Here is a 13757-nt window from a genome sequence, read left to right as displayed (position 1 = left end):
TGATCATTTCCCCGGTTGATCTGCATCAATGTCAGTCTCTTGTTCAGCATCTAGTGCTACGCTTATGGATACAAAAGCACAACTGCACAAACTGGGGCTCTTTGACGCAAAGGTGCCACGCTACACCAGTTACCCAACCGCGCCACATTTTGGAGCCGCGGTCACTGGCGATCAGCATAAGCAGTGGATTCAGGATATTCCATCTGGATCCAGAATTTCCCTCTACATCCACATCCCGTTTTGTCGGAGGCTATGTTGGTTCTGCGCTTGTCGCACTCAGGGCACGCAGACCATGACGCCCGTGGAGGCATATCTGAAGACGCTGCAGTCAGAGCTGCGATTGCTGCAACAATACCTTCCCACTGACGTACACCTATCACGCCTGCACTGGGGCGGCGGTACTCCAACTTTGTTATCCGCGCCGATGATGAATACGCTGGCCAGCGCGATCCGAGATGTGATTCCTTTTGATGAGAACACTGAATTTTCGGTTGAAATCGACCCGAACGAAATTGATTCTGATCGTCTCGATGCTCTCGCAAAGGCGGGTATGACCCGTGCCTCAATCGGCGTGCAGGACTTTGACGCGGACATCCAGAACAGCATCGGACGCATTCAAAGCTATGAAGCCACCCGCTGGGCTGTTGAGGAGATTCGCGCGCGTGGCGTGGCCAGCCTCAACACGGATATCTTGTTTGGCTTGCCACATCAGACTCCGCAGAAAATGGTGGAAAGCGTTGAAAAGCTCTTGTCACTGCGGCCAGATCGCGTGGCCTTGTATGGCTACGCGCATGTGCCGTGGATGGCGAAGCGCCAGCAGTTGATTCCCTCGGACAGCCTGCCCACGCCCGAGGAACGATTGGAGCTCTTTGATATCGCCCGCAAGCTCTTTACCTGGGATCTCTACGAAGAAATTGGCATCGATCACTTTGCCACGCGTCAGGACGGCTTGAGTGTTGCCCGCAATTCCGGCCGATTGCGTCGGAACTTCCAAGGATACACCGATGACACATCTGATGTATTGATCGGCATCGGCGCGTCCTCCATTTCAAAATTTCCGCAGGGTTATACGCAAAACGCCCCGGCGACAGGTCTCTATACAGCCGCGATCCGCGACGCCCGATTCGCCACAACAAAAGGGCACGCGTTTTCAGGCGACGATACCCTGCGAGCGCGTATGATCGAACAATTGATGTGTGAGTTTCGCATCGATCGGGCTGAAATGCTGGCAGTTTTCGATATCAGCGCTGACAAACTGGATGCCATATTGGCACAGACAGATCAGGCTTATAACGGGCTGCTCAAACTGAATGATACTGGGCTTTTTGTGCCCCCAGAAGCCCGCCCTCTGACACGAATGATTGCGCGCAGTCTTGATGCCTATGACCTCAGCAAGGCAGGACACAGTTCGGCGATTTAGGCTATGCCGTCAAATCCAAAGCTGCATGCAACAGAGTCTTGGCATAGTCTGTCTGCGGTCTTTCAAAGATCTCTTCTGCCGTGCCGTATTCGATTATATCGCCGGTTTTCATCACCACGACCTTGTGGCTCATGGCGCGCACAACATTTAGGTCATGGCTGATAAACAGATAGGCCAGACCGTATTTTTGCTGCAACCGGCGCAACAGATTCACGATCTGCACCTGTACTGTCATATCAAGGGCCGAAGTCGGCTCATCAAGGACAACCACCTTCGGGCGCAAGATCATCGCACGGGCAATCGCAATCCGCTGGCGCTGCCCCCCCGAAAACTCATGCGGATAGCGGTCCATCGCAGCGGGGTCCAGCTCCACCTCTTTCATGATCTCGGCGACCAGTTCACGCTCTGGCCGCCCATCAGGATTGCCGTGAACACTTAGACCTTCAGCAATGATCTGAGCACAGGTCATACGGGGGCTCAAGCTGCCAAACGGATCCTGAAACACAATCTGCATGTCTGCTCTGCGACGGCGCAATTCGCGCGTTGACCAAGCGGTGACATCCTGCCCATCAAAGCGCATACCACCCTCAGACTCTATCAAACGCATGATGGCGAGCGCCAATGAGGTCTTTCCCGATCCACTTTCGCCAACGATCCCGAGCGTTTCGCCCGCGCGTACGCTGATGCTTGCCTTATTGACCGCCTTCACATGACCCACGGTGCGCTTAAGGAACCCGCGTTGAATCGGGAACCAGATGCGCATGTTGTCGGTTTCAACCAGCGTCTCTGCGCCGTCTGATACCGGATCAGGTACGCCCGCTGCGCGCGCATTCAAGAGCTTTTGCGTATAGGGATGCTGCGGATTGTCAAAAATTGCCTGTGTTGGACCAGTTTCAACAATCTCGCCGTTTTGCATCACGCACACCCGGTCGGCAATCCGCTGCACGATACCCAGATCATGGGTGATGAATAATAGGCCCAAACCCTCCTCGCGCTTGAGGTCCGCCAGCAGATCCAGGATCTGCGCTTGAATGGTCACATCCAGCGCGGTTGTTGGTTCATCCGCGATCAGAATGTCGGGCTTGTTGGCCAAGGCCATGGCGATCATCACCCGTTGGCGTTGCCCACCAGATAGCTGATGCGGATAGGCCGTCAGGCGGCTTTCAGCATCGCGAATGCCGACACGCTCCAACAACTCCAAAATGCGCTCGCGCGCTGCTGCACCTGTTAATCCCTGATGCAATTCGAGGCTTTCCCGAATCTGCCGTTCCAGCGTGTGCAGCGGGTTCAGGCTGGTCATCGGCTCTTGGAAGATAAAGCTGATGTCATTGCCACGCACGCCACGCAACAGCTTTGGTTCAGCACCGATCAACTCTTGCTTTTTATAGGTGACGCTGCCTTCAATCTCGGCAGTGCCTGGCAACAGCGACACCGCTGATAGCGCGCTGACTGATTTGCCGCTGCCGGATTCACCGACCAAGGCGACCGTCTCGCCCTTGTCAACCGAGAAGGACACGCCTTTCACGGCTTGATGCAATTGCCCGTCCTGGCGGAAACTGACGCGAAGATTACTGACCTCAAGCAGGCTCATTTGAATGTCTTCCTTGGATCGAACGCATCACGCACGCCTTCAAAGATGAAGACCAGAAGTGACAGCATGATGGCAAAAGTGAAAAACGCCGTAAAGGCCAGCCACGGGGCTTGCAGGTGCTCCTTGGCCTGTCGGGTCAGCTCACCCAGACTTGGGGCCGATGCTGGTAGGCCGAAGCCGAGAAAATCCAGCGTCGCCAGCAGTGAAATCGTGCCCGTGATAATGAACGGCATAAACGTCAGTGTCGCCACCATCGCATTGGGCAGCATGTGGCGGAACATGATGGTCATGTTCCCGACGCCAAGCGCCTTGGCCGCGCGAACATATTCAAAGTTCCGCGCCCTCAGGAATTCGGCCCGCACCACGCCGACCAGGGCCATCCAACCAAAGGCGGCAGTAATGGCAACCAGTAACCAGAAACTGCGCGGCAGGATCGCGAACAAGATAATGATGACATAGAGCTGCGGCGTGGAGGCCCAGATCTCGATCAGCCGTTGCGCGATCAGATCAATTTTGCCGCCAAAATAGCCCTGCACTGCACCTGCAAAAATACCGACAACCGAGGAAATGACCGTCACGATCAGGGTGAACAGAACCGATGTTCGGAAGCCGTATATCACCCGCGCCAACACATCGCGTTTCGTGCCGTCCGTCCCCAGCAGGTTTTGCTCATTCGGCGCCAAGGGGGCCGCGCCCGGACGGTCCACCGGTGTGTCATAGCTATAGGGGATTAGCGGCCAGAGCGCCCAGCCCTTGCTGATCTCTTCGCCATCTACGATGCCGTCCTGAGCATCTTCGATGACACCTTCAGGATCATCAAAACAGCTTTCCAGCCCGCCGGTTTCAATCAGGCAGGCCACTTCCGGGTCGCCGTAAGGGGCTTCAGTTCTGAAATCACCACCAAAGGCGGTTTCAGGATAAAATTTGAAGATCGGCGTATAGAATTCCCCCCGGTACTTCACCAGCAAGGGCTTATCATTCGCCACAAATTCGGCTGGCATTGTGAAAGCGAACAAGAATGAGAACAGGATCAACGACCAAAACGCCCGGCGATTGGCTTTGAAATTGCGCCAACGGCGCTGATTGAGCGGAGACAGCGTCATACCCTACCCCGCCTTCTTTTCAAAATCGATCCTTGGATCGACCAGCACATAGGTCAGGTCGCCGATCAATGCCACGACCAAACCGATCAAAGTGCTGAGGTAGAGAATAGCAAACATCACAGGATAATCGCGCCCTACGGCCACCTCAAAGAACAACCGCCCCAATCCATCCAGCGAGAAAATCGTTTCGATCAGAAGGTTACCGGTGAAAAACACCCCAACGAAAAGCCCAGGAAAACCGGCGATCACAATCAGCATCGCATTTCGGAATACATGTCCATACAGCACCTTGCGCTCGGTCAGGCCCTTGGCGCGGGCCGTTACAACGTATTGTTTACCAATCTCATCGAGGAAGGAGTTCTTGGTCAGAAGAGTCAACGTTGCAAAGCCTGAGATTGAGAGCGCGGTAATCGGCAGCGCAATGTGCCAGAAATAGTCGAGGACTTTGCCGATCAGACTGAGCTGCTCCCAATTGTCCGAGGTTAACCCCCTCAGCGGGAAGATCTGCCAGAAACTGCCGCCTGCAAAGAGCACCATCAGCATGATCGCAAACAGGAACGCCGGAATCGCATAGGCTGCGATAATGATGCCGCTGGTCCAGACATCAAACGATGATCCATCACGCACCGCTTTGCGAATGCCCAACGGGATCGACACCAGATATGACAAAAGGATCGTCCAGAGCCCGAGCGAGATACTCACCGGCATCTTTTCCAGGACTTCTTCGATCACATTCTTCTTGCGAAAATAGCTCTCGCCAAAGTCAAAACGGATGTAGTTGCCCATCATCGAAAAGAATCGTTCCAGTGGGGGCTTGTCTAAGCCGAACTGAGCCTCAAGCTCTTCGATGAACTCTGGCGGAAAACCACGCGTGTCCCCCTGCCCTACATTGTCGCCGGTCACAGTGCTGTCGGTTTCACCGCCGGCGAAACTACCAAAGACATCGCCCTCACCCTGCATCTGCGCGATGACCTGTTCAACCGGACCGCCGGGCAGAAACTGCACCAGCGCAAAGTTGATAATCATCACACCCAACAAGGTAGGAAAGATCAGCAAAAGCCTGCGAAGAATATAGGCGGCCATTCCAGGGTTACCTCAGCGCGCCGGAAGCTTTGAGTGCATCAGCTTTCTCGGCATTAGCCCACCAGAAATCCAACGTGCCCAAAGCGTAAGGTGGAATAACCTCTGGATGTTCAAACATATCCCAATAGGCCACCCAATAATCGGGGGCATACCCGTCAGGGATCAGAAAGAACTCATGCCTCAATGCCCGGTCCAACGCACGAATGGAAACATCTTCCTCTTCTTGGCTATTGGTGTTCAGCGAACGGTCAATGATCTCATCTATCAACGGGCTCGACAGCCCTGCGGGATTAAAGAGGCTGTAAGAAGCCGCCTCGGATCCAAACCGTTGAACTAGTCCCGTTCCTGTTCCCAAAAGCGACGGATAACCATCAAAGACCAAGTCATAGTCGCGGTCGCGTTCGCGCTTGGTGTATTGCGAGGCGTCGACCGTCTCAAAGTTTGCCTCGATCCCAAAGCTTTTCAGGTTGGAAACAAAGTTTTCCGCTGCGGCTCGATCCGTCGGAGACGCTGAAGAGTTAAACAAAAAGTTCAACTTCAACGGCGCACCTTCACTATTTCGCACGACACCATCGTCGGCAACCTCCCAACCAGCCTCGGCCAACAATTTCAACGCCTGCCGTTTGTTCTGACGAGACGTTAGGCGATCGGCGTCGGATTCATGTGGCACCCAAGGTTCGGCGGTCAGCATTTCTTCTGGAACTAAGTCACCTAAAGAATTCAGGAACTCAAGGTCAGCCCCGTCTGGTGTGCCTTTCGCTTCTAGATGCGTCCCATCTGAGAACGATCTTTGTTGATCGTAAAGGCCATAAAGCAAGGATTTATTGGTCCATTCGAAATTGAAAGCCAATGCAATTGCCTGCCTGACGCGTTTGTCTTTCAGGACATCAGACCCCAGATTAAAAACGATCCCAGTCATATTCGGGGGCGTGCCGTCCAAAATTTCTTCCAAAACGATATCACCGCGCTTCACCGCAGGGAAATCATAAGAGCTTGCCCATTTCTTTGGGTCGGGTTCGCGGCGATAGGTGACTTCTCCCGCCTTAAAAGCTTCGAATGCGGCAGTGTTGTCCGCGAAAAACTCCAATCGGATTACATCGAAATTATGTCGCCCTTGATTGATCGGCAGATCCCACCCCCAATAATCCAGATTGCGGCGGTAGGTCACCCGCCGATTCACATCAATCGAATCAATGACATATGGGCCAGAGCCGGGTGAAACTTCGATCCGCGGTTCATCCAATCTTGCTCCGGTTTCTTCGAACCATTTTTTTGACCAGACTGGCACGGTGCCGACTTGCTCGACCAGCGAACGGCGCGAAATTCCATCTGCGAAATAGAATTTGATCGTGTGATCATCAATCACTTCGGTCTTTGGAATTTGTTTGCGCACGAAATCAGCGTAAGATTTCAAGCCTTGATCAAGTAAAAGATTATGACTGAAATCCACATCATGCGCTGTTACGGGCGTACCGTCAGAAAACTTTGCTTCGGGGCGCATGTGGAAAATCACCCAAGACTTATCTTGGGGATACTCCAGGCTCTCCGCAAGAAGACCATAGAGCTCGCCCTCCACATCCGCAGGTAAACCTCCGGCACCGGCGAGGACCTCCCCCAAGAGACTTTCGTACATCACGGTGGAAAGCGCCGCGGCACGCCCGTTGCGCGTATACGGATTCATCGAATCAAACGTGCCGCTGACCGCAATTGAGATTTCACCACCCTTAGGTGCTTCCGGGTTAACGTAGTCAAAGTATTCGTAATCAGCCGGGTATTTCAGGTCACCGAAGAAGGAGTAGCCATGGGATTTGATAATCTCATCTTGTGCCAAAGCAGATTGCGCAACGATCAACGCTGCCGCCAGGCCGGCTATTTTACCAACTACGCTGCGGGTGATGCTCTTGTGTGACAATCTTACGGCTCCACATCGCTGAGATAGCATCATTTTTGTCTCCCTAGGCTTCTGCCCCCGATGCCGATGGCCCAGGACTTATTGCAAGCTATTGCCCGCAGAACATCTGTTCAAGCGCAGAACGTTGATAAAGGCGTGAGGTACAATAATAATAATTAAGAAAGCCGCCCCAAAGGCTTGGAGCGGCTCTCAATTCGGCATTCAATTGCCGATTTCGTTATTGTTGGGCTTCTTCTTCGTCGCCCTCAGCATTTGCATCGCCTTCCGCATCGGCTGTGTCGTCAGCATTTGCCTCGCCTTCAGCACTTGCGTCTTCCTCAGCATTTGCCTCAACTTCAGTATTCGCAGCATCAGTATCCTGTGCCTCATCCGCCGCATCAGATGTCGAAGACGTGTCTTCCGTTGAAGCTGCTTCATCTGTGTCGTCGGTTGCTACTTCAGTTGATGCTTCTTCTTCGGCCATCTCGCCTTCTTCAGCGCTAGCTTCTGCATCATCCCCGGGGGCTTCCGCTTCGGCTGCTGCAGGTGCTGCCAGTTCTGTCATCGATCCGTCTGTAAGGTCGAGATATGCGATCAAGTTGGCACGATCTTCTTCTTTCTTCAGACCTGCAAAAGCCATTGTTGTGCCTGGTGCATCCTTTTTGGGGTTTGCGATAAAGGCATCCAATGCTTCGGGTGTCCAACTATCACCCACTTGGTTCAACGCACCCGAGTAGGACGAGAATCCTGAAGCTGCCCCAACAGCACGACCTACAACACCATAAAGATAAGGACCGGTGGAGTTCGCGCCATCTTCGAGCTTGTGGCAGGCCTTACACTTGCCAAAGACCTTCTTACCCTTGTCTGCGTCTGCGCTTGCGTAGAGCTCAGCAAAGGATGGGCCTTCTTCTTCGCCACCGCCGTGGTCGTCATCGCCCGTTTCGATCAAATAAGCCTGCTCTGCATGATCGCCGCCATGCCCGCCGCTTGTGTCGTAAATCAGCTCAGCAGCCCATTTGCCAAGCAGTAAGACCAGCAGCGTTCCGCAAAGACCGCCAGTGACCTTGGTAAGTGTCATTGTATCGAACATAGGCCTGTTTCCATTTAAATCCCTCGTCGGTATCTATCCGCTTCCACTACAAGGACGCAAGGTGTAGTTTGCGCGACGAAATGCCCGATCCGGGTTTAGAACGACAGGAAGACACATAAATGACCCGTTGCATCGCTTTTCAGGGGGAGCTTGGCGCCTATTCACACCAAGCCTGTCATGACACATACCCTGATATGGAAGCCATCCCATGCCGCACGTTCGAGGATGCGATTGCCACGGTCAGAAGCGGCAAGGCAGATCTGGCGATGCTGCCGGTTGAAAATTCAACCTTTGGCCGCGTGGCGGACATTCACCACCTGTTGCCAGAATCAGGCCTGCACATCATTTCTGAGGCCTTTGTTCGGGTGCATATCAACCTGCTGGCCCTTCCCGGAGTAAAGCTGGACCAAATCACCCATGCAATGAGCCACACAGTATTATTAGGACAATGTCGCGACTTCCTGGCGGAAAATGACATTCACCGTGTCACTGGCGCTGATACAGCCGGCTCTGCACGGCACATTGCAGAATTGCAAGACCCAACGCAGGCGGCACTGGCCAGTGAACTGGCTGGGGAACTCTATGGGTTAGAGGTGCTGGCCCATCACATCGAGGATCAAGGAAACAACACGACTCGCTTTCTGGTGATGTCACCTGAAACCGACTATTCGCGCCGTGGCGATCATGGCATGATCACAAGCTTTGTCTTTCAGGTCCGCAACATCCCAGCAGCTTTGTACAAAGCGATGGGTGGGTTTGCCACGAACGGCATCAACATGACCAAACTGGAAAGTTATATGGTCAATGGATCCTTCACTGCCACGCAGTTTTATGCGGACATTGATGGCCACCCGGAAGACCCTGCAGTACAACGCGCGCTGGAAGAGCTTGAATTCTTCACATCGCGCATGGAAATTTTAGGTGTTTATCCGGCAGACTTCCAACGCGGTTGATTGTTCTGAGCTTTGAAAATCAGGAAACGTCACTCATTCTATAACTGTTTTCAATCTGCCGTGCCCACCCCTTCATACGGCCCTCAAGTTTATTCATCAGATTTGAACGCATGAGCTTGATGGATTGCAGCATCAACCGCGCGGTTAAATTCTGGGCTTTTAATTCGAGCTCCAGACTGACCCGGGTCTGAGTACGCGATAGAGCCAAGAAATCTACAATCATACTTCCTGCAAAGGAGGAAGAGCGAGATACAACACACATCTTGTCAGGAGCATTAAGTTCTACAAGCTCGACTTCCATCTCTCGCATGTTATTGCGGAATTCAAATGATACGTCCCAGACCATTCCTGGCCCGGGTTCACGTAGCACATCCAGCCGCTGAACATCGTAACCTCGCTTTGCTGCCCTTTTCTCAATCGCAGGAAAATCAGATACTTCCATGAAAACCACATCAATCGGAGCAGAAACATCTACTTTGTTGCGAAACTTCATTTCATCGTTCCCATTCATGCACGCCGGACATGAATACGCATGAATTTTGGAAATCTAAAGCCGAATTCTCAATCTAAATTCGCCCTGCCAACCAGTGGAGCAGTAGAAAATGCGCAATCGAACCTTTCCGGGCGGCGCTGTATTTTGAGTGCTCACCAGCAAAGACCTGTGCCATTTCCTCCCGGCTCAACCAGGCAGCATCCTCCAACTCAACCGGATCCAGAGTGATCTGCGTGCTGAGAGCCTCTCCACGCATCCCGAACATCAGTGAAGAGGGAAACGCCCACGGTTGGCTGGCTAGATAGGAAACCTCACCGACGTGCACGTTGACTTCTTCGTAAACCTCTCGTCGCACCGCCGCTTCGACAGTTTCTCCAGGCTCAACGAAACCTGCGAGCAACGAATACACTCGGTCAGGCCACCCAGGCGATCGCCCTACAAGAACTGAATTTCCATGCGTGATCAACATGATCACAACTGGATCAGTTCTGGGGAAATGTGGAGATTTACAACTGGGGCAAAGACGTTGCCAACCAGACATCACCATTTGGCTTTCGTGTCCGCAGCATGCGCAAAACCTGTGACTGACGTGCCAACCAAAGACTGCCTTGGCCGTTGTGGCAAGCTCGGCATCCTGCGCGCTCAGGCCGAACATGATCCGTCTCAGTTCTGCAAACACGGCGGGTTGAGGGATGTCTGGATGGGCCTGAAGACTGTCATCGGCGAAACCACCCGACACAGGGTGCTGAGATTCATCCGGGCTCCAAGCCGAGATGTCATAGGCAAAGACAAGTGTTCCACTGTCGCTGCGGCCCAATAGTATTGGCGGCACCTGTGCTTTTTTAAGGACCGGTTCATCCATCCTGAGATAAATCAGCTGATCGAGGTTCTCCGCACTAACCAAAGGCTTACCGTTCCAAAGCAGGATAGTTTCGGCCTGCCCTTCGGCGATCAGCTGCTTCAAGGCGTCTTCCTGGCCACGCAATTCTGCAGCCCGATCCAAGCCCGTTCCCCCAAATGTCACACTTTCAGCCTTAAACATCTCGACCCTCCGAAGCCCACCAAGTGACACACTTCGTGGTTGGGCAGCAAGATCATTTAGAGAACTCGCCTCGACCGACGCGAAGCACGTGTGCCCTCAATGTCTCAAGTCACATCATTCGAAAATTCAAACACAATAGATAGAATTGGATCGACAGCAATCTTAGATTGTATTTTGCATTATATCTCGCGTAAGTTGAAAAAAATAGTAGATCTGTTTATGCCCACTTCATCTTCTTGTCAGACATCAAATGAACCTATTTCACCGTCAACGCGTGCCGCGCGTTTATGCGTGATGCAAACCACAGATTTGCACGGGCACTTGCGGGCGTTTGACTATTTGTCAGACGCTGGTGGGCAGCCCTATGGACTGGCCCGTCTTGCGAGTTTGATCAAAAAATGCCGACGTGAATACCCAAACTGCCTTTTGTTTGACACAGGTGACTTCCTACAAGGTACACCTCTCAGCGATATGACAATCCGGCCGGAATACGGGTGGTCATCGACAAACCCAATCATCGAAGCAATGAACCATTTGCAATATGATGCCGTCGCTCTCGGGAACCACGAATTCAATTTCGGCCTTGATTGGCTGTGTCAGTCGATCAGCTCTGCGAATTTTCCGATCATCTGCGCCAATCTGTTTGCCAATGAGGGGGATCGCAGGGATGCAGTTCAGTCATTCATGCCACCCTTCGTCATCCTCAAAAGAATTCTGACAGATGAATTAGGGCATAGATTTCCGATTCGAATTGGCGTCCTCGGTCTTTTGCCTCCTCAGGTCACATCTTGGGATCAGGTACATCTTCAAGGAGCGCTTGAGAGTCGCGACATGTTGGAAACAGCGCAGAAGGTTCTACCCATGATGCGGAGCGCTGGCGCAGATTTGATTGTTCTCCTCGCTCACACGGGTGCCGTGCCCAGTCCGCTGCACCACAATATAGAAAATGCGGCACTGCACCTGGCCAAAGCAGGCGGGGTGGACATTATTTTAGCCGGGCACACGCATCAGATCTTTCCGCAACCCGATCACTCTTACCTAGACGGGATGAATCACCAATCCAGCACTTTCCACGATATTCCGGCCATCATGGCGGGCTTTCGCGGGTCCCATTTGGGCATGCTTGATCTGGTTTTGAATTACGATGACGGACAGTGGCGCATTGCAATGCATTCTGGACGCGTCATTTCAGCCGGATCGCCCGATACACATGAAGATAGTGACCTGATAAAAATAACAAACAGTGCTCATACCGCCACGCGACGCCTTATACGCAAACCAATTGGACGAAGCGACGTTCATCTGCATAGCTACATAGCGCGAATTCGACCAGATCCGTCTCTTGCCTTCGTTGCCCAGGCGAAGAAACGGTCAGTTGAGGCCGCTTTAAAAGGCACTTCGTATACGGATCTTCCGATCCTCGCGGCCACCTCACCTTTCAAAACAGGTGGGCAAGCCGGGCCCAAATACTTCAGCGACGTCGCACCCGGCGATATCCAACTCCGTCACCTGTTCGACCTCTATCCCTTTCCCAATACGCTTTGTGCACTGCGCCTCACCGGCGCCGAGGTTCTGGATTGGTTGGAAAGGTCGGTGAGCTGCTTCAACAGGCTCGAAATCGGTGAGATTGAACAGCCGCTTCTTCATCCACGCTTTCCAGGGCACAACTTTGATGTGATTCATGGGTTAAGCTACACAATCGATCTGTCACAACCTGCAAAATACCGGCCATGCGGACAACTGGCTGAGCCCACATCCGCACGCATCTCTTCTGCGAAGATAGACGGAAAAGAAATTGATTTAGAACAACAATTTATTGTTTCCAGCAACACACATCGGGTCTTCGGCGGCGGTCTCTATCCGATATGGGCACAGGAAAAGGTCATACTGGAAAACGGTGAAAGCATCCGCGGTATCCTTGCAACCGAGCTTGGTGCGCACTCAACCCTGGACCAGCTTGAACGCGCCGATTGGAATTTTGCACCCCTCCCCGGTACCTCCGCGATCTTTGAGACAGGGCCGGGTATAAGAAACTGTCCAGACGAGTTCGTGAAAAACAACTTGTCAGACCTTGGAGATACGGAAACAGGCTTCATCAAGTTGCTCCTCAAACTCTAAGAGTATTCTGCATTGCCCCCCTTGCCAAGGTGCCCCCTTCACCCTATTTACAGCATCGAGAGGTTGGCGCGGGCAGGCACCTCGCCAACCCGGTCAGATCCGGAAGGAAGCAGCCGTAACGAGCCCCGCTTGGGTCGTTGTCCAGCCTCTCACCTTACTTCCCTACCCGTAAATTTGTGTACAAGTGGTACAGGTTGTAGGCGTATCTGGTACACAGCGACCATCACGGTACCCCGCAGCCTAAGGCAGGGTGATGTCGCTGGTGATCTGGTTCACAAATGCCCCGGTATTGGGATCGGTTTTTGAGGCGAACTGACCGCCGCCCGTGGCGCCATTCCATTTCCCGGTGCCACTGGAAATTTCCCAATCGCCGACCAAGGCACCAGAGTCGTCCTGCCCGGTTGCATGCCAATGCAAAACCATCACGTCCCCACCTGCGTCGGTGAACAGACACATGCCATGCCCGGCCACTTTGGCCGCTGACATTTCAACCGCACCAAAACACGGACCCGCGCCACCATGCAGCGGGTGACTGGCATCTTCCATCTGCATCTTGTCGTAACTGCTGCTGGTCTGCAGGACCACGTGGTTATCCGCCACCGGATGCGGTGTCGTTGTGCTGGTGCCGCTGCCGACGCCATTTCCGGTGTAATTGCCACCGGCCCAGGCGGCGGAGCCAAGCATGAACACAGTGCACGATACAATTAGGTTTTTCATAATGTTTCCCCCTTCGTCTCTGGAAACAATCGAGACTTAAAGGAGTATAGCACAGAGAAAAGCCTTAGCGTGAATCGGAGGAAATGTTGGGTTTCACCCACCAAACCTCACCCCTCAATCACACCTTGGAACTCGCGCCATTCGCCTTTGCTCATGCCCGAGGCTTCCTGTGTGACCGCCTCGCCTTTCAGCATCCGGCGGACGCAGTCGAGCGCGGTCGAGGACAGTGTGGCCCCGCCCATGCGGTAATCCTCGA

At 53.2% G+C, this 13757-nt stretch carries 11 protein-coding genes, 1 other RNA gene and 1 pseudogene; 4 read left to right on the top strand and 9 right to left on the bottom strand.

Annotation, left to right across the window (positions count from 1 at the left end; translation table 11 throughout):
* The first annotated feature begins 64 nt into the window (after positions 1–64).
* Complete coding sequence (hemN, locus tag ROA7450_RS00060; protein WP_085803588.1) at positions 65–1420, top strand: oxygen-independent coproporphyrinogen III oxidase; 1356 nt, start codon at positions 65–67, stop codon at positions 1418–1420.
* A gap of 1 nt (position 1421) precedes the next feature.
* Here the strand turns inward: hemN and ROA7450_RS00055 are convergent, their stop codons facing one another.
* The 5 genes from ROA7450_RS00055 to ROA7450_RS21470 all read right to left on the bottom strand — a co-directional run bounded on the left by ROA7450_RS00055 (position 1422) and on the right by ROA7450_RS21470 (position 8166).
* Positions 1422–3011: an ABC transporter ATP-binding protein gene (locus ROA7450_RS00055; protein WP_085803587.1), complete on the bottom strand. Its 1590-nt coding sequence runs from the start codon at positions 3009–3011 to the stop codon at positions 1422–1424.
* Positions 3008–4114 (bottom strand): ABC transporter permease, encoded by a 1107-nt coding sequence (locus tag ROA7450_RS00050; protein WP_085803586.1) that lies wholly within the window; start codon positions 4112–4114, stop codon positions 3008–3010. The genes ROA7450_RS00055 and ROA7450_RS00050 overlap by 4 nt, the downstream gene beginning before the upstream one ends.
* Positions 4115–4117: 3 nt before the next feature.
* A complete protein-coding gene (locus ROA7450_RS00045) occupies positions 4118–5197 on the bottom strand; it encodes a microcin C ABC transporter permease YejB (protein WP_085803585.1) in 1080 nt (359 codons plus the stop codon).
* A gap of 7 nt (positions 5198–5204) precedes the next feature.
* Entirely contained in the window at positions 5205–7142 is a 1938-nt protein-coding gene (locus ROA7450_RS00040; RefSeq protein WP_370738195.1) for an extracellular solute-binding protein, read from the bottom strand.
* Positions 7143–7326: 184 nt separating this feature from the next.
* Complete coding sequence (locus tag ROA7450_RS21470; protein WP_306372418.1) at positions 7327–8166, bottom strand: c-type cytochrome; 840 nt, start codon at positions 8164–8166, stop codon at positions 7327–7329.
* Between the two features lie 131 nt (positions 8167–8297).
* Here ROA7450_RS21470 and ROA7450_RS00030 point away from each other — a divergent pair, with 131 nt between their 5' ends.
* Positions 8298–9131 (top strand): prephenate dehydratase, encoded by an 834-nt coding sequence (locus tag ROA7450_RS00030; RefSeq protein WP_085803583.1) that lies wholly within the window; start codon positions 8298–8300, stop codon positions 9129–9131.
* Between the two features lie 19 nt (positions 9132–9150).
* Here ROA7450_RS00030 and ROA7450_RS00025 read toward each other — a convergent pair whose 3' ends face one another.
* Together ROA7450_RS00025 and nudC are read right to left on the bottom strand one after the other, a co-directional pair.
* Positions 9151–9642 carry an SRPBCC family protein gene (locus ROA7450_RS00025; RefSeq protein ID WP_143534297.1) on the bottom strand — a complete coding sequence of 164 codons (492 nt, stop codon included), beginning with the start codon at positions 9640–9642 and terminating at the stop codon, positions 9151–9153.
* A gap of 55 nt (positions 9643–9697) precedes the next feature.
* Entirely contained in the window at positions 9698–10666 is a 969-nt protein-coding gene (gene nudC, locus ROA7450_RS00020) for an NAD(+) diphosphatase (RefSeq protein WP_085803581.1), read from the bottom strand.
* Positions 10667–10765: 99 nt separating this feature from the next.
* On the opposite strand from nudC, the gene ROA7450_RS00015 reads away from it, so the two are divergent.
* On the top strand, positions 10766–12784 hold the full coding sequence (locus tag ROA7450_RS00015; protein ID WP_085803580.1) for a bifunctional 2',3'-cyclic-nucleotide 2'-phosphodiesterase/3'-nucleotidase: 2019 nt from the start codon (positions 10766–10768) through the stop codon (positions 12782–12784).
* 57 nt (positions 12785–12841) lie between these two features.
* Positions 12842–12938, top strand: an RNA gene (gene ffs, locus ROA7450_RS00010) — signal recognition particle sRNA small type.
* 86 nt (positions 12939–13024) lie between these two features.
* Here ffs and ROA7450_RS00005 read toward each other — a convergent pair.
* Both ROA7450_RS00005 and ROA7450_RS20685 read right to left on the bottom strand, forming a co-directional pair.
* A complete protein-coding gene (locus tag ROA7450_RS00005) occupies positions 13025–13501 on the bottom strand; it encodes a hypothetical protein (protein ID WP_085803579.1) in 477 nt (158 codons plus the stop codon).
* Positions 13502–13608: 107 nt separating this feature from the next.
* Positions 13609–13757: pseudogene (locus ROA7450_RS20685) on the bottom strand (FAD-dependent thymidylate synthase); the annotation flags it as partial.

The organism is Roseovarius albus (assembly GCF_900172335.1).
In the GTDB taxonomy this organism is placed as follows: domain Bacteria; phylum Pseudomonadota; class Alphaproteobacteria; order Rhodobacterales; family Rhodobacteraceae; genus Roseovarius; species Roseovarius albus.
Note: the sequence above shows the minus strand (reverse complement) of the source record. Positions and strands in the feature narration are given on the sequence as shown.